19 protein-coding genes are annotated in these 22,312 nt (G+C 53.6%); 18 read left to right on the plus strand and 1 reads right to left on the minus strand.

The features are described 5' to 3' along the window. The first annotated feature begins 50 nt into the window (after nt 1-50). Together tssB and tssC are read left to right on the plus strand one after the other, a co-directional pair. A complete protein-coding gene (gene tssB / locus B880_RS0109485) occupies nt 51-587 on the plus strand; it encodes a type VI secretion system contractile sheath small subunit (protein ID WP_017347163.1) in 537 nt (178 codons plus the stop codon). 3 nt (nt 588-590) lie between these two features. Continuing rightward, nucleotides 591-2,087: a type VI secretion system contractile sheath large subunit gene (gene tssC / locus B880_RS0109490; protein ID WP_017347164.1), complete on the plus strand. Its 1,497-nt coding sequence runs from the start codon at nt 591-593 to the stop codon at nt 2,085-2,087. A 210-nt stretch (nt 2,088-2,297) separates the two neighbouring features. Here tssC and B880_RS26690 read toward each other — a convergent pair whose 3' ends face one another. Beyond that, nucleotides 2,298-2,516, minus strand: coding sequence for a hypothetical protein (locus tag B880_RS26690; RefSeq protein WP_157060539.1), 219 nt, complete (start codon nt 2,514-2,516; stop codon nt 2,298-2,300). A 270-nt stretch (nt 2,517-2,786) separates the two neighbouring features. Between B880_RS26690 and B880_RS0109500 the strand changes: the two genes are divergently transcribed. The 16 genes from B880_RS0109500 (at nt 2,787) to B880_RS0109575 (ending at nt 22,221) form a co-directional block, all read left to right on the plus strand. Then, the gene (locus tag B880_RS0109500) at nt 2,787-3,272 is read left to right on the plus strand and encodes an Hcp family type VI secretion system effector (RefSeq protein ID WP_017347166.1); all 486 of its coding nucleotides are present in this window, start codon (nt 2,787-2,789) and stop codon (nt 3,270-3,272) included. Between the two features lie 108 nt (nt 3,273-3,380). Next, nucleotides 3,381-4,112 carry a lysozyme inhibitor LprI family protein gene (locus B880_RS24905; protein WP_017347167.1) on the plus strand — a complete coding sequence of 244 codons (732 nt, stop codon included), beginning with the start codon at nt 3,381-3,383 and terminating at the stop codon, nt 4,110-4,112. A gap of 149 nt (nt 4,113-4,261) precedes the next feature. Further along, a complete protein-coding gene (locus B880_RS0109510; RefSeq protein ID WP_026042528.1) occupies nt 4,262-5,254 on the plus strand; it encodes a hypothetical protein in 993 nt (330 codons plus the stop codon). Further along, nucleotides 5,251-5,667 (plus strand): hypothetical protein, encoded by a 417-nt coding sequence (locus B880_RS0109515; RefSeq protein WP_017347169.1) that lies wholly within the window; start codon nt 5,251-5,253, stop codon nt 5,665-5,667. Before B880_RS0109510 ends, B880_RS0109515 begins: the two co-directional genes overlap by 4 nt. Before the next feature lie 289 nt (nt 5,668-5,956). Next, nucleotides 5,957-8,011: a type VI secretion system-associated FHA domain protein TagH gene (gene tagH, locus B880_RS0109520; protein ID WP_017347170.1), complete on the plus strand. Its 2,055-nt coding sequence runs from the start codon at nt 5,957-5,959 to the stop codon at nt 8,009-8,011. Beyond that, nucleotides 8,011-8,805, plus strand: a complete 795-nt coding sequence (locus B880_RS0109525) for a PP2C family protein-serine/threonine phosphatase (protein WP_026042529.1) — start codon at nt 8,011-8,013, stop codon at nt 8,803-8,805. Before tagH ends, B880_RS0109525 begins: the two co-directional genes overlap by 1 nt. Before the next feature lie 24 nt (nt 8,806-8,829). Continuing rightward, complete coding sequence (locus tag B880_RS0109530) at nt 8,830-9,786, plus strand: hypothetical protein (RefSeq protein WP_017347172.1); 957 nt, start codon at nt 8,830-8,832, stop codon at nt 9,784-9,786. Continuing rightward, nucleotides 9,783-10,607 (plus strand): type VI secretion system accessory protein TagJ, encoded by an 825-nt coding sequence (locus B880_RS0109535; RefSeq protein ID WP_017347173.1) that lies wholly within the window; start codon nt 9,783-9,785, stop codon nt 10,605-10,607. The genes B880_RS0109530 and B880_RS0109535 overlap by 4 nt, the downstream gene beginning before the upstream one ends. Next, nucleotides 10,600-11,169 (plus strand): type VI secretion system baseplate subunit TssE, encoded by a 570-nt coding sequence (gene tssE / locus B880_RS0109540; RefSeq protein WP_017347174.1) that lies wholly within the window; start codon nt 10,600-10,602, stop codon nt 11,167-11,169. Before B880_RS0109535 ends, tssE begins: the two co-directional genes overlap by 8 nt. Nucleotides 11,170-11,178: 9 nt before the next feature. Then, nucleotides 11,179-13,047 (plus strand): type VI secretion system baseplate subunit TssF, encoded by a 1,869-nt coding sequence (tssF, locus tag B880_RS0109545; RefSeq protein WP_017347175.1) that lies wholly within the window; start codon nt 11,179-11,181, stop codon nt 13,045-13,047. Continuing rightward, nucleotides 13,044-14,099 (plus strand): type VI secretion system baseplate subunit TssG, encoded by a 1,056-nt coding sequence (tssG, locus tag B880_RS0109550; RefSeq protein ID WP_017347176.1) that lies wholly within the window; start codon nt 13,044-13,046, stop codon nt 14,097-14,099. Before tssF ends, tssG begins: the two co-directional genes overlap by 4 nt. Before the next feature lie 36 nt (nt 14,100-14,135). Continuing rightward, complete coding sequence (gene tssH / locus B880_RS0109555; RefSeq protein ID WP_017347177.1) at nt 14,136-16,742, plus strand: type VI secretion system ATPase TssH; 2,607 nt, start codon at nt 14,136-14,138, stop codon at nt 16,740-16,742. Nucleotides 16,743-16,771: 29 nt separating this feature from the next. Beyond that, entirely contained in the window at nt 16,772-18,175 is a 1,404-nt protein-coding gene (locus tag B880_RS0109560; RefSeq protein ID WP_017347178.1) for a serine/threonine protein kinase, read from the plus strand. Nucleotides 18,176-18,417: 242 nt separating this feature from the next. Next, a complete protein-coding gene (gene tri1, locus B880_RS0109565; protein ID WP_017347179.1) occupies nt 18,418-19,482 on the plus strand; it encodes an ADP-ribosylarginine hydrolase Tri1 in 1,065 nt (354 codons plus the stop codon). A 73-nt stretch (nt 19,483-19,555) separates the two neighbouring features. Then, entirely contained in the window at nt 19,556-19,942 is a 387-nt protein-coding gene (locus B880_RS0109570; protein ID WP_017347180.1) for an immunity protein Tsi6 family protein, read from the plus strand. Between the two features lie 341 nt (nt 19,943-20,283). Further along, on the plus strand, nt 20,284-22,221 hold the full coding sequence (locus B880_RS0109575; protein ID WP_017347181.1) for a type VI secretion system Vgr family protein: 1,938 nt from the start codon (nt 20,284-20,286) through the stop codon (nt 22,219-22,221). Nucleotides 22,222-22,312 lie beyond the last annotated feature (91 nt).

Raw genomic sequence — 22,312 nt, forward strand, 5'->3', positions numbered from 1 at the left:
GGTTTTTGTCCTCCGTCTTTGACTTACCGCGCTACTTCCTGGAGAACAACATGGCAGGTAATACCTCTCGCAGCGGGCAGAAATTTATCTCCCGTAACCGCGCGCCTCGTGTGCAAATTGAATATGACGTAGAGATCTATGGTGCCGAGCGCAAGATCCAACTGCCCTTTGTGATGGGTGTGATGGCGGATCTGGTGGGCAAACCCGTTGATGCTCAGCCCGCGGTTGATGAACGTAAGTTCCTCGAAATCGACATCGATAACTTTGATGAGCGAATGAAAGCGCTGAAACCGCGCGTAGCGTTTAACACAGAAAACACGCTGACCGGTGAAGGACGCCTCAATGTTGATTTGACCTTTAACAGCATGGATGACTTTGCGCCAGATGCGATTGCCCGCAAAGTGGAGCCGCTGCGCCAGTTGTTGGAAGCGCGCACTCAGCTGTCGAACTTGCTGACCTATATGGACGGTAAGAACGGCGCAGAAGAGCTGATCAACAAAATTTTGCAGGATCCTACGCTGCTGAAGTCATTGACGCACTTGCCGCAGGCGGATGCGACTCACCATGAAGAGAAAGGGGAGGAGTAAGCCATGAGCCAGTCATCCCAGTTACAAAATGAAAATGCAGCAGCGTTTAGCCAGGACGAGTTCAGCGCATTACTGAATAAAGAGTTTCGTCCGGCGACCGATCAGGCGCGTTCAGCGGTAGAGCACGCGGTGAAAACCCTGGCGCATCAGGCGCTGGAAAATACGGTTACCGTCTCGGATGATGCTTATCGCACCATCCAGTCTCTGATCGCCGAAATTGACGAGAAGCTGTCGAAGCAGGTGAATCAAATCCTGCACCATGAAGAGTTTCAGAAACTGGAAGGGGCATGGCGCGGCCTGCAACATCTGGTGAATAACACTGAAACGGATGAGATGCTGAAAATTCGCTTTATGAGCATCTCCAAGCAGGAGCTGGGCCGCACGCTGAAACGCTTTAAGGGCGTGGGCTGGGACCAGAGCCCGCTGTTTAAGAAAATCTACGAAGAAGAGTATGGCCAGTTTGGTGGCGAACCCTTTGGTTGCCTGGTCGGCGACTACTTCTTCGACCACAGCCCGCAAGACGTTGAGATGTTGACTGAGCTGGCGCGCATTGGTGCGGCATCACACTGTCCGTTCATTTCTGGCACCGCCCCTTCGGTGATGCAGATGGAGAGCTGGCAGGAGCTGGCGAACCCACGCGATCTGACCAAAATCTTCCAGACTGCGGAATATGCAGCGTGGCGCAGCCTGCGTGAATCGGAAGATGCACGTTATCTCGGCCTGGTAATGCCGCGTTTCCTCGCACGTCTGCCTTACGGCGCACGCACTAATCCGGTAGACAGCTTCGATTTTGAAGAAGAGACCGACGGTGCAACGCACAGCCATTACACCTGGGCGAATGCTGCCTATGCCATGGCGACCAACATTAACCGTTCGTTTAAAGAGTTTGGCTGGTGTACGTCGATTCGCGGTGTGGAATCGGGTGGTGCGGTAGAGAATCTGCCTTGCCATACCTTCCCGAGCGATGACGGCGGCGTAGACATGAAGTGTCCGACGGAGATTGCGATTAGCGATCGTCGTGAAGCTGAGTTGGCGAAAAATGGTTTCATGCCGTTAATTCACCGTAAAAACTCAGACTTTGCTGCCTTTATTGGTGCACAGTCACTGCAGAAACCGGCTGAATATCATGACCCGGATGCGACCGCCAATGCGCGTCTTGCTGCTCGTCTGCCTTACTTGTTCGCGTGCTGCCGTTTCGCACATTATCTGAAATGCATCGTGCGTGACAAAATTGGTTCGTTCCGTGAACGTGCGGATATGGAACGCTGGCTGAATGACTGGGTAATGAATTACGTCGATGGCGACCCGGTTAACTCCTCGCAGGAAACCAAGTCACGTAAACCGCTGGCGGCGGCTGAAGTGAAAGTGGAAGAGCTGGAAGATAATCCTGGCTATTATGCGGCGAAATTCTTCTTGCGCCCGCACTATCAGCTGGAAGGTCTGACGGTTTCACTGCGTCTGGTTTCTAAACTGCCGTCACTGAAATCCAACGAAGCATAATCTGCATTGAGCCAGGAAATAACCTGGCTCAAAACAAGTTCACTATTAGTGGAAATATTTACCTGAATCGTTAATTAATATTTCATCGAGGGCTTTTGCAAAAGAAGATATTTGTACTTTTGCTTTTGTTTTTTTCTGGTATAGTGAGCCCCGGTTAAGTCGATGCACAGATAAAAATAATTCACTGGCGGTAATAAGCCAGAAACCAAGCTAAAACAGCAAACCTGCGATAAACATCAGCACGACAGCCACTGCAAACAGGAACAGGAATTTTCCTACCACTAATGTCAGGATGACAGAGAGGACATAGTCCACCATCGCCAGAAACAGCGCCTTCTGCACCAGCATTAAAATGACTGCAGGGATGAGTATAACTAACAGGATGTAGAGCAGAGATTTAAGGATGCGTCTTAGATAATTATTTCCCATATACAGAGTCCTTGTTGATGTGATTAATACAGCCATGTCTGGTGCATATATCGGGCGGGTAAATTCAATCACAGCAGAAAGTAGAAAATCAAGATTTGATTGTTGCATTTCGATGGAACAATCATCACCTCTGAACGGTCCATGTAGCGGATTTTTCAGAAGCAAGGCAGAGGTAAAATATGGATGGTTTTATTGAGCCCCATGCTTTCCTGTATGCCATATCGATGCTTGCCACAAGCAATAATGTTCATTAAACAAGAGTAGATAATTATGGCTATTGATATGTACCTGAAGGTTGACGGCGTAACCGGTGAATCGACTGACTCGAACCACACGGGTTGGATCGACATCAGTTCTTTCTCCTGGGGCGCGACTCAGCCGAATAACACCACTACCGGCGGCGGCGGCGGTGCAGGTAAAGTGAAGTTTGACGATCTGAGCGTTAACGCCAAGATTGACAAAGCAACCACAGCGATGCTGAAGAAGTGTGCTACTGGTGCCCACATCAGTGAGATCCAGGTTTCTATCTGTAAAGCAGGTGGCACTCAGGTTGAGTACACCCGTATCACCCTGACCGATGTACTGATCTCCAACGTACATTACAGCGGTGCAGCAGCAGATGACACCGTTGGTATCACTTATGCCTTCCAGGCTGCAAAAGTGAAACAGCAGTACTGGGAGCAGAGCACTTCTGGTACCAAAGGCGCAGAAAGCAGCGCTGGCTGGAACATCAAGACCAACACCGAAGCATCTTGATTTTAAAGCCCCCAACTGGGGGCTTTTCCTGTTGTTAAGATGCAGGTTAAGTTTGGCTTTGCTTTATAGAGGCCATAAGAATTCGGGTTGTATGAAAAGGTGCTCGTAGTGATTGTGTCAGAACCGGATTTACATGCTTTATGGCAAGTAACATCTGTCCATGTGAACCAGGATTCAGAGAGAACCGCTCACTATGGGCCTAACGATCCTAGGCTGAAAGGGCGTTTCTTTTCGCTCAGTAATGAAAAAATTGATAGTGACCTTCCCGGGCTTACGAATTGTACTCAACCCACAGTGCAGATAAAAAAATCATCGTTGGATAACTGGATTAGCTCTGCTACAGGAAGTGAAAGTGCAGTAACAAGTAAGAGCTATAGACTGCTGGAAAATGGCAGCTCAGAGATAAAAAATATCACTTTAGTCTGCAAGTCAGGAAGCTTCAACGGTGGGAGTAGTGGTACTAATGAAAATGCGACGCTCGCGTATGTCACCGACAAGAAAATATATATAAATTGGGGTGACTTCACTGTTCTTGAGCTTGCTCCGGTTAGCAAGAATGAGATTAAACCCTCATTTAACTGTAGTCGGGCTGTACAGCAAAGTGAAAAAGCGATCTGTTCAAACTATAAGCTAGCATCGTTCGATGAAAGTCTTGCACAACTTTGGAAGATAGAAAGTGCAGAAGCCAGGGACATTAATGATCCTGACATCATTCAAAAATTGAAAACCACGCAAATGCAGTGGGTTAAACAGAGCAACCTCTGTGGGGATGATGCTGGCTGTCTTGCGAACAGTATGAATAAAAGAATGGATGAGATTATTGCCCTCGTTGGTGATTGAATGTGATGAATATTGAAGCATACTCAATTGATTTTTTTAGGTTTTTTAGTTGTAAGCAGTAGTGGCCCTATTAGGCAACTCTGAATTTTTCAGAAGAAAATCGGGAAGATACTTACCTTCAATCAAAATAATGCATATAGGAGTATCAAATGAACATGCAATCTACTCTTGAACCCGGTTTTTGTGTAGTACAACGTCCAGGAAGTTTAACAGAACAAGCTGTTTCAATTTTTGGCTATCACAATGCTCCTGCAACCCAGCTATTTCTAAGGATGAACGCAGAAATTTCATGGGCAAAGCCAGGACAGATGCTAATCATAGCTGATCCAAATGGGAATAATTCTCACCAAGCAATTTCGACCTTACAGAATGCTAAAAGAATCGCTAATAATAGTTTAGGGACTATGTCAGGGGATGAAGCCAGTTTTTTTCACCGACACTACGCAACTATTGCTGCGGTGACGAATTACATGGACAAAGCATTCAATGTGGCTGGAGATGCTGGTGAGCGTTACTATAATGAAATCACCCGAAAACTTATTCAAATTGAAACAACATATCGTAATCATTTTGTCACCAGAAATCTCCTTATAGGTGAGCAGTTCTTAGTCGAACGACGGCAGCTTTTTGCTCAACTTGAATCGCTACTTAATAAATTTTCTCGTCTTACATTAAAGTTATTACCTTACCAGAAGTTAAAACATGCACTGAACCTTTCTAGTCGCTCTATTGTTCATGATTGGCGCAGTGCTGGTGTTGGACCAATTAGAGGCTATGCTACTTTCATTGAACGTTCTGCTAAAATGGCCCGTTTTATGAAAAAAGGTGGTTGGGTAGCCATAGGGATTGCTGGGTTGAATACCACAAATGAAGTATATAACGCCTGTACAACAGGAAGAGAGAGTGAGTGTTATAAAGTAGCAATTAGAGAATATTCAAAATTTGGCATGAGCACAGCTGGTGCTATAGCTGGTGGTAAATTAGGTAGTGTATTAGGAACGTCTTTATGTATAGCTCTCGGGGTTCCAACCGGAGGGGCAGGTATGCTTGCATGTGGCATTGTTGGTGCCGCGGCTGGAGGAATATTAGGTGGTATGTATTCTGGTCAAGCAACTGATATCGTTATGGATAGGCTGCTATGACATCCATATTACTATTAGCAATTGTCAATTCATTATCGCTGGCAATCTTTTTGTGCATCCACTACCTGATGGTCATGAAATTTAAGCATATTGAAGATAAATACGCCGTTCTCTTCGATGATTACACACAGCAAGGATTCTTCCTTGACCGGATCGCGTTAGCTTCAAGATTCTTGAGCCATCACTTTGTGGACTTTAAAATCCTCTTTTTCATCCGTCTCTATCGAGGCGTGAAAATGAAGGAGAAAAGAAATAAGTATGTGGATGAAGCTTGCTATAGGTTTATGCAGGATAAACCCAAGTCAGAAGTGCAATGGATGCTAGATCTTTATAAGTACCACCTTTTCTCACTCTGTGTAGGAGGGCTATTTTTTCTTTCTGGTACTGCGCTTATGTTACTTGAAATAATGTGATGTGGTTTTTTTGGATGAGATTAAAACAATCGAATTTTTTGCATAATTTACAGCTACAAAAAGAGTTATATATTACAGAGGAATATCCAGAATAATTATATCGTTCTATAAAATGATCAGCAGCGTCTTACAATCAAGTCTCTCACGCCCTCTGAGCTGAGTGGTAATACGCTGCATCTACACAACCCATCGTCCCACAAACACATTTATCTCCGTATCAATACCTCGGCGGTTTTAATAAAAAACCGCCGAGGTATTGATGCCGCACAGACCTGAACAGGAACCCGTTATGCGATTTACCATTATAACGACCAAACCCGGCCCGCAGCCGCCGCAGATGATTTGTGATTTCTACCCGCCGGGCGGCACGATTGGACGGGGCAGCAACACCCTTGAGTTGCCGGATGAAAGCCGGATGATCTCGCGTTTGCAGGCGTTGGTACATACCTCTGCCAGTGGCGAATGCAGTATTTCCGAACGCGGACGTGTGACCCATTTCGTGCTCAATAATATCCCACTGGGAGAAGAGCAGCAGGCCGAGCTGCGTGCTGGCGATGAACTGCGTATCGGTGAATATGTGATACTGGTCAGCGAGCTAGGACAACAGCCGGTAGCAGCCAAGCCGACGCCAGTTACGCGTCCAGCCGCACCGGTGCAGCCTGTTGCGCCGGTAGTGGAAGAAGAAGATAAGCCCGCGCCGATCCCGGCAGAAATCTGGGATACGCTGGTGGATGAGTTTTCCATCTCCGATAACCTCTCCAGCAATCGTCAGCCCAAACCCCAGGCCTTGCCCGAGCCAGCGGTAACTGCTGCTAAAACGCCAGAGTTCGTCAATCCGTTCGCGCAACCGGCCGCTTCCGATCGTAACCCGGAAGACCCGCTGGCACAGATCGTGGCCAGCGATGAAATGACTAAACAGCTGCATCGCAGCACCGACCCGACTCAACTGTTTGCGGAAGAGAGCCTGTTTGAAGGGGAGAGCATTTTTGCGGATGTCACGCCTTCGGCATTAACGCGTCCTACCGGTGAACAGAAGGTGACGCCCGTAGTCAGCGAGGCAAAAACAGAAGAGGACCCACTGGCACTCTTCGGCGCTGAGTTACAGCAGGTTCCGACGGCGTTGAGCACCGATGATCCGTTGGGAATATTGGCCCAAGGCGCGAAACCCCTCAGCACTATCGCGCCAGCAGCCACACCGGAAATGGTTGAGGAAACCCCTGAAAATCAGGCTCCTGCCACTGTAGCCTTGAGCAAAACACCCAACCAGAGCGACCCGCTGAATCTGTTTGGCACCGAAACAGTCGAAGACGGTAATGCAGCAACACCCGTTGCCCACGCAGAGGAAGAGAGCCTGCTGAGCCTGCTTTCCAACGACACGGCTGAGGAAACCCCTGATCCGCTGCTGGCTGCCCTGGCTGAAGCAGAAAAACATCTGCCGCCACATGCGCGAGAAGCGAAACCACAGGCTGAACCTGCTATACCGGCAGAGAAAGAAGCTGACAGTGAACTGGCCGATCTCGCTTCATCACCGCTGTTTGCTGAACTGCCATCCAGCCAGCCGGTCAGCGAAGCACCACGCAATGATTACGCCGGAATTACGCTGCCAACGCCGCAGACCGTCACGCGCACGGTCACACCGCCGCCGAAAGGGCGCTTACGTATTGATCCGGTCGATTACGGTGCCGCACGCGCAGAGCAAAACACCGCACCACAGACCAACGACAGCCGTTTAAATGGCGAGCTGCTGGATGCGCTGATCGAGGGAATGGGGCTCAAAGATCTCCAGCCCGTACCGCAGTTTGATAAAGCACAAATGCATCAGCTCGGACAAATGCTGGGCATGTTCTCACAAGGCACGGTGGCTCTGCTCTCATCTCGCTCCATCCTCAAGCGTGGGGTGAAAGCGGAAATGACGGTCATTCTCGATGAAGCCAACAACCCGTTTAAATTACTGCCATCAGGCAAATCTGTCCTGATGCAGATGTATGGCAGCCGGATGCCGGGCTTTATGGCCCCGAACCAGTCCGTGCGTGACGCGCTGGTCGATTTGCAGGCGCACCAGCTCGGGATGATCGCCGGTATTCGCGCCATTATCGCCGCTATGTTGCAGTCGTTTAATCCTGAACAGTTGGAAGCCGAAGCCAAAGAAGAGGGACTGACCTCACGCATTGGCTTCGCCAGCAGCCGTAAAGCTGCTCTGTGGGAACATTTCACCCAACGCTATAAAGCCACTGCGGGCGAAATCGAAGATGACTTTCATACCCTGTTCGGCGAAGCCTTTTTGCACGCCTACGACATGGAAGTTAACCAGTATAAAGACTCTCAGAACGCATCGGACACATGATAAATATTACAACTGCCTCGATCTCAAAACAGGGCGACCGCGCCTCTAATCAAGACCACATCGGCGATCGCATCGGCGAACGTGCAGCCTGCTTCGTCGTCTGTGATGGCGTAGCCGGCCTGCCCGGTGGCGAAGTTGCCTCACTGATTGCGCGTAACGCCATTGTGAATGCCTTTGACGCCAGCCAGCCGCTGGACGCCCAGCGCATTCGCACCTTTGTGGCGGATGCGCAACAGGCTATCCGCCATGAGCAACAGCAAAACCAGCAGAATCGGCGCATGAGCACCACGCTGGTGGGGCTGTTTCTTGACCGCGACCATGAGCTGGCCTACTGGGCACATGCGGGCGACAGCCGTTTGTATCTGTTCCGCCGTGGCTATATTCGTGAGGTGACAACCGACCACAGCCTGGTTCAACGCATGCGTGATGCCGGACATGCCACTGAAGGCATCAACAGCAACATGCTCTATTTTGCCCTCGGCATGGAAGATGAAGGGCGAGACGCCAGCTATAGCGAAGTGGTGCCGATTGAAGATGGCGATGCCTTCTTACTCTGCACGGATGGCTTCTGGCATGACATTGATGAGCGCCAGATGGAGCAGTCTCTGCACATGGTTAACACCCCGGAAGAGTGGCTGACGCTGATGCAGCAGATCATTGCCAGCCAGCCGCGCACCAACGGCGAGCGACAGGACAACTTCAGCGCACAGGCGGTGTGGGTGGGTTCACCCCAGGACACCACGTTATTGCACTCACTGGCTGAAACCGCTCAGTTTATCCCCGCCCGGGGCTGATTGACGTATCTCTCAAGGACAAACATGAAATACTGGATCTCAGGTGCGCTGGCACTCTGTTTTGCTACGGGTGCTGCGGCAGAAGGCGTTCAACTGGTCTCTTCGCCGGCGCTGAAACTCGATTTTTGGGTTGATAACATCAAAAACACCGATGTTGCCAGCTGGTGCCGTGCCGAATTACCGCTGCGCGTGGTTTCTCATGAAAGCCGCGATCCCCATGTGCTGGATGACTATCTGCCACGTCTGGCGAGCCTCTTAAGCTCACAGTGCCCAACGCTGAACACCCTGAAGTGGCAAATGAACGACGGCCAGGGTGAAACACTGGCTTCAGGTGAAGCCTTGAAAAGTAACAAATGGGCGGTGATGGTCGATCAGCCTGCGCCGCCAGAACCGACGCCTGCCGCACCGTTGTCCCCCCCGGCAGACACCACAGCATGGCAGCAGTTTGACTTGCTGAACGGCTGCCATTTCCGCACCTACTGGATGGATGACAGCGCCAGCTCAGCCCTGTTCGTGCCAGGCAAGTCAGGCATGAAATGTGGTGATGATGGCTGGCTGACTGGACAAAGTAACATCACGCTGATGGGTTCTGGCGCGGCAAAAAGCAGTCGCATCACCTTCCTGGCAGGGTTCCCTGTCAGCGGATTGAAGCGAACTGACAGTGCCCTTCACATCACCACGGTCAACAATCAACGCATGGTGTTGAGTAACGATAAATCACCGCAAAGCTGGCTGATTTTACCCTGGCAGCCCCAGCAGCATAGCTGGAGCAGTGCGGGCAGTCTGGCGGTACAGATGAATCCACAGGAAGCGGCCGACCCGGATGCGGTAAAAGCCCGTCTGGCTGAAGTGCGTAACGCCTGGAACGGCTACCTCAGCAACGGCGATAAACTGCCCGTGGCGCTGATCGCTAACCTGTCACCTCAGTTGCAGGACCCGACCGCCGGGGCATTTCGCACCGTTACCCAGGAGCAAAAATGAACTCACTGACGCAATGGATAGGCGGGAGAACGCTGGCTGAAACGCTGGCGGAAGCGCAACAGCAGGTGCGCCAGAACCCGGCCAGTGCTGACCCGCGAGCGGCACTGGTCCAGCTAATGTGCCTTAACGGTGACTGGGAGCGTGCGCGTACCCAGCTTAAATCCTGGCTGGCGTTAGCACCGCAGGCTGCGCCCACGGTCACGTTGCTGGATCAGTGTATTGCCGGGGAAATCAGCCGTGCCGGGGTATTTGCCGGGCAGGAACAGCCACGTCTGCCGGGTGAAGAGTTTCACTGGGTCTCGCAACTGCACCTGGGGTTACAGGCGCAAATTGCCGGTGACAGGCAAACCGCCGAATCCCTGCGTGCAGCGGCACTGGACGCTGCACCGTTAACCACCGCAACCCTCTACCTGCAAGGGCAGGCGGAGCCGGTTCACGTAGCCTGGCTGAGTGACGGTGATGGCCGGTTTGGCCCGGTGTGTGAAACGCTGGTCAATGGTCATTACTACTGGCTGCCGTTTGCCGCGATTGCCGAAATTGAGTTTCAGGCACCGGCCAGCGTCACCGACCTGGTGTGGCGTCATAGCCGGATTCAGCTGGTGGATGGTAGCGAGCAAGTCTGCCAGATCCCGGTGCGCTACCCGTTTGATAACCAGACTTCAGACGCGGAACGTAGGGGGCAAATGACCGAATGGCAGACCGAAGATGAACAGCTCTGGACAGGCCGTGGACAGAAAAGCTGGCTCGATGCGGAGCAGGATTTCCCGCTGCTGACGTTGAGCAAAGTGGTGTTCAGCACCGGAGATGTGGCGGATGCATAAGCCTCAGGACAGCCTTGAGCTGCTCTATGGGGGCGTGCGCCAGCGCAAAAAGCGTGAAACGGTCACGGCACGCGATCGGCTACAGCCTTCGTTGCTGGATCGCCTCACTGATGATGCTCCGCACCTGAGCGAAGAATCCGCAGGGCAGCAAGCCATCTCCCACACCACGCTGCGCCGCAACGTGCTGCGTGACCTGCAATGGCTGTTTAACACCATCAACCTGAATGGACAGCAGGACCTCGATGAGTGGCCGCAGGTAGAAAAATCGGTGCTCAACTTTGGCGTCGCGCCACTGGCCGGTCGCAGCGTCTCGGAGATTAACTGGAGCGACATGCAAAACAATCTCACCCAGGCGATTGTGCGGTTTGAACCGCGCATCATGCCTGAAGGGTTGGAAGTGCGCTGCGTGTCGGATACCACCAGTTTGACGCTGCACAATCTGGTCTCGATCGAGATCCGTGGCCGCCTGTGGTGCGTTCCCTGGCCACTGGAGTTTTTGTTCCGCTCCGATGTCGACCTGGAAAGCGGCTCCTTCGACTTAAAAGATGTTGGCGTGGCGTAGAGGTAAATCATGGATACAAAACTGCTCGATTACTATAACCGCGAGCTGGCGTGGCTGCGCGAAATGGGTGCCGAATTTGCCGAGCGCTATCCCAAAGTCGCCGGACGTCTTGGGATGCGCGGTATTGACGTAGCGGACCCCTACACGGAGCGGTTGATGGAAGGGTTCGCCTTTCTGACCTCACGCGTGCAGTTGAAAATGGATGCGGAGTTTCCGCGCTTCTCGCAGCATTTGCTGGAGATGATCGCCCCCAACTACCTCGCCCCGATGCCCTCCATGGCGATTGCTGAACTGCATCCGGACATGAGCAAAGGAGATGTCGGCAATGGTTTCTGTGTGGCGCGGGGTACGCGTTTAGAAAACGTCGCGCTGAAACAGAAAGGCGTCTACTGTGCCTTTACCACAGCCCAGGACGTTGTGCTGCATCCGCTGTCGATTCAACACGTTGAGCTGGGTGGTGTTCCGGTGGATGCTCCCCTGAGCCGGATGGGGATTGATACCCGTGAAGCGGCCAGCGCGTTGCGAATTCGTCTGGCCTGTGATGAAAAAGTCCAGTTACAGCATTTGCGGGCCGATGACCTGATGTTTTGTCTGTGTGGACCGGACATTGAAGCCAGTGGGCTGTTGGAACTGCTACTGGCGCATGGTATCGGCCAGTATTGCCAGACGCGGGAAGAAGAACCACAGCAGCTCCTGCTGGCCGATGATGCGTTACGTCAGGAAGGCTTTGCGCCAGAACAGGCGCTGTTGCCCGATGAAATGCGCAATTTCAGTGGCTACCGCCTGATGCAAGAGTACTTCGCGTTTCCCCAACGTTTTCAGTTCATCAGCCTGCACGGCCTCAAGCCCTTACAGCGCATCAGCCCGCAGGCGCGTGAGTTCGACATTATTATCCTGCTGGATAAGCGCGAAGTCGCGCTGGAACGCGTAGTCGATGCATCGCACCTGGCGCTGAACTGTACTCCGGTCATCAATTTGTTCCCGCAGCAAGCCCGGCGCGAGCGCTTCAATGAAAGCCGCAATGAGTATCACCTGGTGGTGGATGCGCTTAAGCCACTGGATTTTGAGATTTTCAGCGTTGATCGACTGGTTGCCAGCGGCCATAACGTTGAGCGGGAATTCCGGCCATTCTGGAGTAGTTACAGCCGTGATGAGGGCAACTACGGGGCCTACTTTGCGGTGCGTCGTGAGTCACGTCGTCTGTCTGAACAAGCGCACCGTTACGGCACCCGCACCGGCTATGTGGGATCGGAAGTGTTTGTCTCACTGGTAGATGAAGCGCAATCGCCCTGGGCTGACGGTCTGGAGACATTCAGCGCAGAAGTGATGTGTACCAACCGTGATTTACCGCTATTACTGGCGCAACCCGATCGCGCCAGCTTCGCGCTGCCCAGTTCCATGCCGGTGGCGAACACCACCTTACGCAAAGGGCCGACCATGCCACGGCCCTCGCTGGCAGAAGGCTACTCAACCTGGCGGTTAATCAGTCACTTGCAGATGAACTATCTGAGTTTGCTGGAGCAGGAGGAGGGGAAAGCCTCCGGGGTGTTGCGTCAGATGCTGGGGCTGTATGCCAACCTGGCGGAAGCGCAAATCGCCCGGCAAATTGAAGGCATTCGTCGTTGCACATTGCGCCCGGTGAATCGCCGCGTGCCTGAGCCGGGGCCAATTGTTTTCGCCCGAGGCATCAGCATTGAGCTACAGGTGGATGAGCAAGCCTTTTCGGGTATCAGTCCGTGGGTGCTAGGCAGCGTGCTTGATCAGGTCTTCTCGCGGCTGGTCTCTATCAACAGTTTTACCGAACTGAGCATGACGAGCCAGCAACGTGGTCAGGTGGGTATCTGGCGCAGGCGCAGCGGTAAGAGGAGCCTGCTATGAGTAAAGATGCGATGCAGATTCGTGCCCTGAATCGCCTCCCGCCGGATTTCTGGCCTCAGCGGCACGCGGCACCGTGGCGCTACGACCTGTTCCAGCTGTTGCGCCGCATCGATGCACAAGGCGGGCTACGCTATCCGCTAGGCCGGGCACCGCTGCCACGGCATGAGCCGATTCGTCTCGGCCAGCAACCGTCACTGGCGTTTGCGCCAGCCACACTGGCGGCGGTCAACCAGCGTGATGGGAGCGCGTTGCAGGATATCAGCATCTTTAGCTTTGGCCTGTTTGGACCGAATGGCCCGCTGCCGCTGCACATGACGGAATATGCGCGTGAACGGCAAACGCATCACCAGGATCACAGCCTGACGGCGTTTGCGGATATCTTCCATCATCGTCTCACACTGCTGTTCTATCGGGCGTGGGCCGATGCGCAACCCACGGTGTCACTGGATCGACCTGACGATCGTCGCTTCGAAAACTATCTCGCCTGCTTAATTGGTATGGGGCAACCGGGGCAGTTAGACCAGAGTGACCTGAGTAGCCATGCCCGTTTTAGTGTGGCAGGGCACCTCAGCCGCCAGGCGCACAACCGTGAAGGTCTGGAAAAGAGCCTGCGCCATTTCTTCCAGGTGCCGGTCACGGTACTTGAAAACGTACCGCACTGGATGGCGCTGGAAACCAATGACCAGGCGCAGTTGCGCGGGCGACGCGGGGTGTCACGGTTGGGGGAGAATGCCTTTCTCGGGAAAGCGATACACGATCGGCAGCACAAAATTCGCATCGAAATCGGGCCGCTCTCCCATGAGGATTACGGGCGTTTTCTGCCGCAGGGCGATAAATCGCGGCAGTTGCGTGACTGGCTGCGCCAGTACCTCGGTATCGAGTTTCTCTGGGATGTTCGCCTGACGCTGGCCGCCAGTGCGGTTAGTGGCGTGCAACTCGGAGGGGCGCAGCAACTTGGGTACAGCAGTTGGCTGGGGCAGCAGTCACAGGATAAAGATCGTGGCGATTTGCTGTATCAACCGGAACAAATCAGTGCCTCACACGCCGCATAACATCATCATTTATTCCAATTAAAAACGAGACCTTACATGTCAGAAATCAGCCGTGCCGTTCTGTTCGGCAAACTTGATAGCTTACTGTTTCGCGCTCTGGAGAGTGCCACCGCGTTTTGCAAACTGCGCGGCAATCCGTATGTAGAGCTGGTGCACTGGTTACATCAGTTGCTTCAGCAGCCGGAGGGTGACCTACAGCTTGTGATTCGCCATTTTCAGCTTGATGAAGCAGCACTTACCCGTGATGTGGTGGCGGCACTTGAGCGCCTGCCGCGCGGGGCTACAGCCATTTCCGATCTCTCTTCCCATATCGACAGTGCCGTAGAGCGCGCCTGGGTAAACAGCTCACTGCAGTACAACAGCGGCAAAATCCGGGGCGGCCACCTGCTGCTCGGCATCCTGAACACCTATAGCCTGTCCAGCCAACTAACGGCGATTTCGGCTGAATTTAACCGTATCAATGCAGCGCAGTTGGCGGCGCAGTTTGCCACGCTGCTGGCGAGTAGTTCGGAGTCCGCAGAAGCGGCTACCGCCAGTAATGAACCTTCAGCCAACGTTCCTCAGAGCGAAAGTGCCCTGGCGCGCTATGGCCAGGATCTCACGGCTCAGGCACGCAGCGGAAAAATCGATCCGGTGGTAGGGCGCGATGATGAGATCCGCCAGATGATCGATATCCTGATGCGTCGCCGTCAGAATAACCCGCTACTTACGGGAGAAGCCGGTGTGGGTAAAACCGCAGTGGTAGAGGGATTGGCATTGCGCATTGCGGCTGGTGAAGTCCCGCCACCGTTGCAAGAGGTGCAACTGTGGCTACTGGACATTGGCCTGTTGCAGGCTGGCGCAGGCATGAAAGGGGAGTTTGAGGCGCGTCTGCAAAGCCTGATTAACGAAGTGCAATCAAGCCCGGTCCCGGTGATTCTGTTTATCGATGAGATCCATACCCTGGTGGGGGCGGGTGGTCAACAGGGCACGGGAGATGCCGCCAATCTGATGAAGCCCGCACTGGCACGTGGCCAACTGCGTACCATTGGCGCCACCACCTGGGCTGAATATAAAAAGTATATTGAGAAAGATCCGGCACTGACGCGACGTTTCCAGACCGTGCAGGTGCAAGAGCCTGATGAAGAGAAGGCGGTGCTGATGTTACGCAGCACCGTGGCCGCGCTGGAGAAACATCACCGCGTGTTGTTGTTAGATGAAGCGGTTACGGCAGCGGTACGCTTATCCCATCGTTACATTCCGGCGCGTCAACTGCCGGATAAAGCCGTTGCGCTGTTGGATACCGCCTGTGCGCGTGTGGCAGTCAGCCAGAGCGCACGTCCGGCGCAGTTAGAAGCTTGTGACAGGCAGATTGCCGCCCTGGATGTCGAGCTTGATATTGCCACGCGTGAAGCGCGAGTGGGCTGTGGTGATGCCGGGCGTATTGCGCAGTTGCAGCAAGCGCGCATTGAGGTTGTGGATGAGCAAGCGGCACTCGAGCAGCGCTGGCAGCAGGAGCGCGATGAGGTGGATGCAATCATCGCCCTGCGCGCGTCACTGACCGAGCAGGAAGATGAAGCCGTGCAACAACAGTTACGCACCGCCCAACAGGCGCTGGCTGAACTTCAGGGTGAAACGCCGCTGCTGTTTGCCGCTGTGGATGCCACCGTGGTGGGCGCGGTCGTCGCCGACTGGACCGGTATTCCAGTGGGTCGCATGTTGAAAAACGAAATTGATGCGGTGTTGCAACTGGCGGATACGCTCAACAGCCGGGTGATTGGGCAGCGTCATGCGCTGGAGTCTATCGCCCGCAGAGTACAGACTTCACGCGCGCGGTTGGACGATCCGAATAAACCGGTCGGCGTATTTATGCTGTGCGGCCCTTCCGGTGTGGGTAAAACCGAGACGGCGCTGGCGCTGGCGGAAAGCCTGTATGGCGGTGAGCAGAACGTCATCACCATCAACATGAGTGAGTTCCAGGAGGCGCACACGGTTTCAACGCTGAAAGGCGCACCGCCAGGCTACGTAGGATATGGCGAGGGCGGCGTATTGACCGAAGCCGTACGGCGTCGCCCCTACAGCGTGGTGTTGCTGGATGAGATCGAGAAGGCCCACCCGGATGTACATGAAATCTTCTTCCAGGTCTTTGATAAAGGCTGGATGGAAGATGGTGAAGGGCGGCGTATCGATTTCCGTAACACGCTGATTATTCTCACTTCAAACGTAGGAACTTCTCTGGTCAGTGCGCTCTGTGCCGACCCAGAGCTGATGCCAGAGCCAGAAGCGCTGTCTCAGGCGCTGCGCACACCGTTGCTTGAGGTGTTCCCTCCCGCGTTACTCGGACGCTTGCTGGTGGTGCCTTATTACCCGCTGAGCGACAGCATGCTGGCTGACATTGTGCGACTGCAGTTAGGGCGCATAACCCGACGCTTGCAGGAGAACCACAACGTAGAGGCGCATATTGATGAGGCGGTGATTTCGCAAATTGTCTCGCGCTGTACCGAAGTGGAATCTGGCGGTCGTATGATCGATGCCATTCTTACCAATACTCTGTTGCCACAGATGAGCCGCTTATTGCTCAGTGCTGCGGTGCAGGCAACTACCTATCGCCAGCTACATGTCACGCTGCAGCAGGGCGAGTTTCACTGTCAGTTTGAGGCCTGAGGCCTGTAGCCAGAAGAGATTTGTCTACTATGTCAGAAATCGATAATAAAAAAGCACGGCCTAACGCACTGCCGGTGGGCTACCGCTTCAACGAGTTTGAGATCAAAGAGGTGATTGGCGGCGGTGGGTTTGGCATCGTCTATCGCGCCTGGGATCATCAACTGGAACGCACCATTGCGATCAAAGAGTTTATGCCAGCCTCATTGGCTGTGCGCAGCGATAACCTGAACCTGGTGTTGCGCAGTGAGCGCTTCAGCAAATCTTTCCATGCCGGATTAAACAGCTTCATTCAGGAAGCGCGTTTGCTGGCGCGCTTTAACCACCCAAACATGCTACATGTGATGCGCTTCTGGGTGCAGAACGATACCGCTTACATGGGTACCCAGTTTTACAGCGGGACAACGTTGTCACAGCTGGCGCAGGAGCGACCAGAGGTCATCAATGAAGCCTTTATTCGCGATATGCTGCCACCGCTGATTGGCGCTATCCGCGTGATTCACTCTGAGGGCTATCTGCACCGCGACATCTCGCTGGATAACATTCAGATTCAGGCCAATATGCGCCCGGTATTGCTCGATTTTGGTTCCGCCCGCAAGGCGATTGGCAACCTGAACGATGAAACTGAAACCATGTTGAAGCCGGGTTTCGCGCCGATTGAACAATACAGTGATAACAATGAGAGTGAGCAGGGCGCATGGACCGATATCTATGCGCTGGGTGCGGTGCTGCATACCTTGATTACCGGCACACCACCGCCAGTGAGCGTGGTACGCAGTATCGAAGATAACTATCAGCCGTTAGCCCAGCGTCGCCCAGAGGGTTACTCACTGCCGCTGTTACACGCCATCGATCAGATGCTGGCGCTCTATCCCGCCGGGCGTCCGCAGGATATGGATCAGCTGGCGCATCTGCTCCAGTTAAGTGACGGCGATATTCATGAAAGCCTGTTGGCGCGTCCCGGTGGATTGGGCACCATGCTGGTGCCGGTGAAAGAGGAAGAACCCGCAGAGGCGCAGCCAGAGAAAACCGAACCCTGGCGGCGTTGGCTGTGGCCAGGGCTGGTTGCCGCTGGCGTGGTGGTTGGCGTGGGCATTGGTGCCCTGATGGCCGGAGGTGGCAAGTCAGCACCGGAGCCGACGGCAGCAGCCTCAGTGAGTGCACCAGCAGCAAGTTCACTGGCGGCTACACCGGTTGCGGCTGAAGTGCCACCACCACCGGCGAAGCCTATGGCGCAAGTCTATGTGCGGATGCAGCAAGGCGACGCGCTGTTACTCAACGGTGAGAAGCAGTCAGCGACCCCAGCGACCAACGGTTTCGCCCAGTTGCAACTGCCACGCGGTGATTACCTGATTGCAGTGACGCACGACAGCGCCACCCGGCAACAGAAACTGACCATTAATCAGGAAGGTGTCTGGATCGTCACGCCGCAATAAGTCTCGTTATCACGCAGCACCTCAGGGTGCTGCGATTTTCTTGCTTAACACATCACGATAAAAGCAGATCTCAATCTGTATAAAACCTGCCCCCACGCTAACGCCATTCGGCGCTATGGCTCATCGCAAAAGCCTCAGTGTGCGTAAACACGTTTATTTGAAAATAGCACCTGAACCCGCTGATTATTGTTACCTTCCGGACATTCGCTGTGTTTAATCGTATTTAATCTGCAAGGAATCTCATGATTGATTTAAGAAAATCTGAAGCTGAACTGACTGCCTATGCGCAGCGCTATCTGCACGCTATTCCCGTATTACCTGGCCAAAGTGAGCCTTCACTGGCGTATCTGCCTCAACCGTTGACATTTTCAGGCGCACCCTGGATGCAATCCGTTCCACAATCGATCAGTGAGGCACAAGCGCTGGACAAGGCCCAGGGTGCGCTGCTCGGTCTGGCGATTGCGGATGCGGTAGGGACTACGCTGGAGTTTTTACCGCGCGATAAACAACATGTCCATGACATGGTAGGAGGAGGGCCGTTTAACCTGCAAGTCGGCGAGTGGACAGACGATACCTCCATGGCGCTGTGTCTGGCGCAAACTTACCTCGAAGCCGGTGATTGTGATATCACGCTATTTCGTCAAAAACTGGTGAGTTGGTATAAGCATGGCACGAACAGCGTTAACGGCGTCTGTTTTGATATCGGCAATGCAACACGCCATGCGCTAGATCAGTTCATCTTACAGGGGCCGGATTGGGCCGGGAATACGGCAGCGGGAACGGCCGGAAATGCGGCGATCATTCGCCATGCGCCTACTGCTATTTTCCGCCGCAAATCTTTTATTGCTGGCTGGAATGATGCGCGCTTACAAAGCATTGCCACACACGGTGCCACGGAGTCGATCAGCGGCTGCCAACTGTTTAACGTTATTTTGCATCATCTACTCAATGGGCAGAATAAACAGCAAAGCTTTGCGCCACATTCAATGCCCGCAGCGCTGCGCGTCACGCTGATCAATGCCGGTGAGTACAAACAGAAATCCCGCGATCAGATTCGCTCTTCCGGGTATGTGATTGATACGCTTGAAGCTGCACTATGGGCAGTCTGGCAGACGGACAACTTCAAAGATGCAGTGCTACTGGCGGCGAATCTGGCTGATGATGCCGATAGCGTAGCCGCAACGGCCGGGCAGTTGGCTGGAGCTCTGTATGGGTTATCCGGTATCCCAACAGAGTGGGTTAAAAAAGTCGCTCAGAGAGAGGAAATACTTTCACTCGCTGAGCAACTGTTCTCACGTGCTCCGTAGTGAAGGGCAAATAACCGCTGGGCAGGATCAGGCTGATCCTGGTATAAAAACGCCTGAAAGCAGGGAGATAATCATGAACAGTGACACCGCATTAGATTATGTTGAGCGTGCATTACGCCTGGCACAAAAAAGAGCGGCAATGATTAAAACCATCACCGGCGGTGTAGCACTTGAGCCGATGTATGACTCTATTGTGAATCAGCTTATTTTCCTCAGAGCACTGTTGTCAGGTCAGGAGAAAGATAAAAGTAAAATCCATACGATGACCATGGGCATCTATGCCGCCAAAGAGTTTGCCGAAACCGACCCAATCTTTGCCGATCGCCTGTTCAGCGCCAGTTTTATTGCCGATCAGATCGGCAGAGGATTAAAAGTCAGATTACCGCATACGCTGGAAGAGGGTTATGAAGACGAACAGCATCAGTTACGGGAAGCCTTTCCCGATGATTTTGACGTCTGACCTTCACTGATTACGTCGTTTTAGTCGCCGCCAGACCGGGGTTTTCCCTTCAGAGGCCAGAATCTGTCCTGGGCAAAAACGCCCAATCTGACCCGTGCCGCTTACCGGGGCATTCCAGACGAGATGTCTTGCAAACTCAGACGATAAAATGCGCAAATAACTCTTTGAAAATAGGTGTTTTTGCTTGTCGCGCCGCGCAGAGCAGGCCTTTCAGGCTTGTCACCCGGTTGAGCAAAAAGTTAACATAGGTACATGCAAACTTTGCACCTTTGAGCCATTTTCTGACGAAAGTCATCAGTTAAAGCGCAGATACGCCACTCTATTCAGGATGAATAAAGATCATGTTCGATCGCATTAGTGCCACGCTGCCGACAGGGGCTGAATCCCTGTTATTCTGGCAATTGCAGGGCGATGAAATCGTCTCCCGCTCCTTTACTTTCTCGCTGAGCCTGCTCAGTACCGAGGCCCGGATTGACCGGAGCACGCTGCTGGGCAAGCCGGTCACCATCAATATCCCGACGCAGAACCTGCAAAACCCCACGCGTTATCTTAACGGCAAGGTGACTGGAATACGTGTCAACAGCGCGGACGTCAATGGTGCGCGCTATGTACACTATCAGCTTGAGGTGGAGTCCGATTTGTGGCCGCTGAAGCGAGACCGCAACCAGCGCATTTTCCAGAATCAGCGCGTGCCGGACATCGTTGCCAGCGTGCTGCGCGACTATGGCGTCAATCTGGAAGACCGACTGACCGGTAGCTACCGCGTGTGGGAATACTGTGTGCAGTATCAGGAGTCGAGCTATGACTTCATCTCACGGCTGATGGAGCTGGAGGGTATTTACTACTTCTTTGAACACAGCGCGGACAAACACACGCTGGTGCTGGTGGATGCGCCCGCCACACACAAAACGTTCACCGGCTATGAAACCATTGCTTATCACGCCACGCCCTCCGGCGGTTCAACCAGCGAGCAGGGTATTGGCCAGTGGGCGATCTCTGAACGGGTAACCCCAGGGCTGTACAGCACGGATGACTACGACTTCCGCAAACCGTATGCGTGGATGCTGCAAGCGCGACAGAACCCCGTATCACCACAGCCAGGCAACATCGATTATTACGAATGGCCGGGCCACTTTGTCGATCACTCACACGCAGAGCATTACGCGCAGGTCCGTCAGGAGGAGTGGCAGGCTGAGCATCAGCGGGTTGATGCCACGGCGACAGCGCTGGGTGTTGTGCCGGGCTGCACGTTTGAGTTAACCACACCGCCGTTTGCCAGTGATGCCGGAAACTATCTGGTGATGAGCGCACGCTATCAGTTCCAGGAGAACAGCTACAGCAGCGGTAATGCGGAAAGCGTACACCGCATCGATTTTGTCGTGATCCCGGCGGAGACCCAGTTCCGCCCGGCACAGCGCACGCCATGGCCGCGCACCCATGGTCCGCAGACGGCTCGCGTCATGGGGCCGGAAGGCCAGTCAATCTGGACCGATCAATATGGCCGGGTAAAGGTGAAATTCCACTGGGACCGCCTGGGCAAAGAAGATGATACCAGTTCATGCTGGGTGCGTGTTTCCAGTGCCTGGGCTGGTCAGGGCTTCGGTGGGATTCAAATTCCCCGCGTGCAGGATGAGGTAGTGGTGGATTTTGTCAACGGCGATCCCGACCGCCCAATCATTACCGGACGCGTCTATAACGACGCGAAAATGCCGCCGTGGGCGCTGCCAGCCGCAGCCACGCAGATGGGCTTCCTGAGCCGCAGTAAAGATGGCACGCCGGAAAATGCCAATGCGTTGCGCTTTGAGGATAAGAAAGGCGAAGAGCAGCTGTGGGTGCAGGCCGAACGCGACATGGACGTCAACGTTAAGCAGAACTCCAGCCGGGGTGTGGGGGGCAATGAATCCCACTTCGTCGCGGGTGATGCGCTATGGCGTATTGCATCCAACAGAAAGGAAGCCGTACAGGGCGATGATACGCACCTGACTGGCGGCAATCGCTTAGATGAGAGTGTCGGTGTTCATGTGATCGGCTCCAGTGCTGGGCTGCGTCTGCAGTGTGGCGATAGCGTGCTGGAGATGACGCCGGATGGTACTTTCAATCTTTATGGTAAAGCCTTTAATTTGCGCGTGGACGGCAACGGCAACATCACCACTAACGGCGGTGAATTAAAAATCAATGGTGACTCTCCGCCAGAACCGCCGAAAGTGCCCGGTGAAGCTGCGCACAAGGCAAGCAACGAGCAGGCGGTTAAAGACCTGTTCCCTTCAGACGAAGAGTAACAGATACCGCCGTCATCTGAGTGTGACGGCGGGTTATCTGTGAGCCATTGTCTCGCCGTTTAGTATTGAGCGTAATAATTATCATTTCCTT

Source organism: Pantoea sp. A4 (assembly GCF_000295955.2).
GTDB classification, from domain to species: domain Bacteria; phylum Pseudomonadota; class Gammaproteobacteria; order Enterobacterales; family Enterobacteriaceae; genus Pantoea; species Pantoea multigeneris.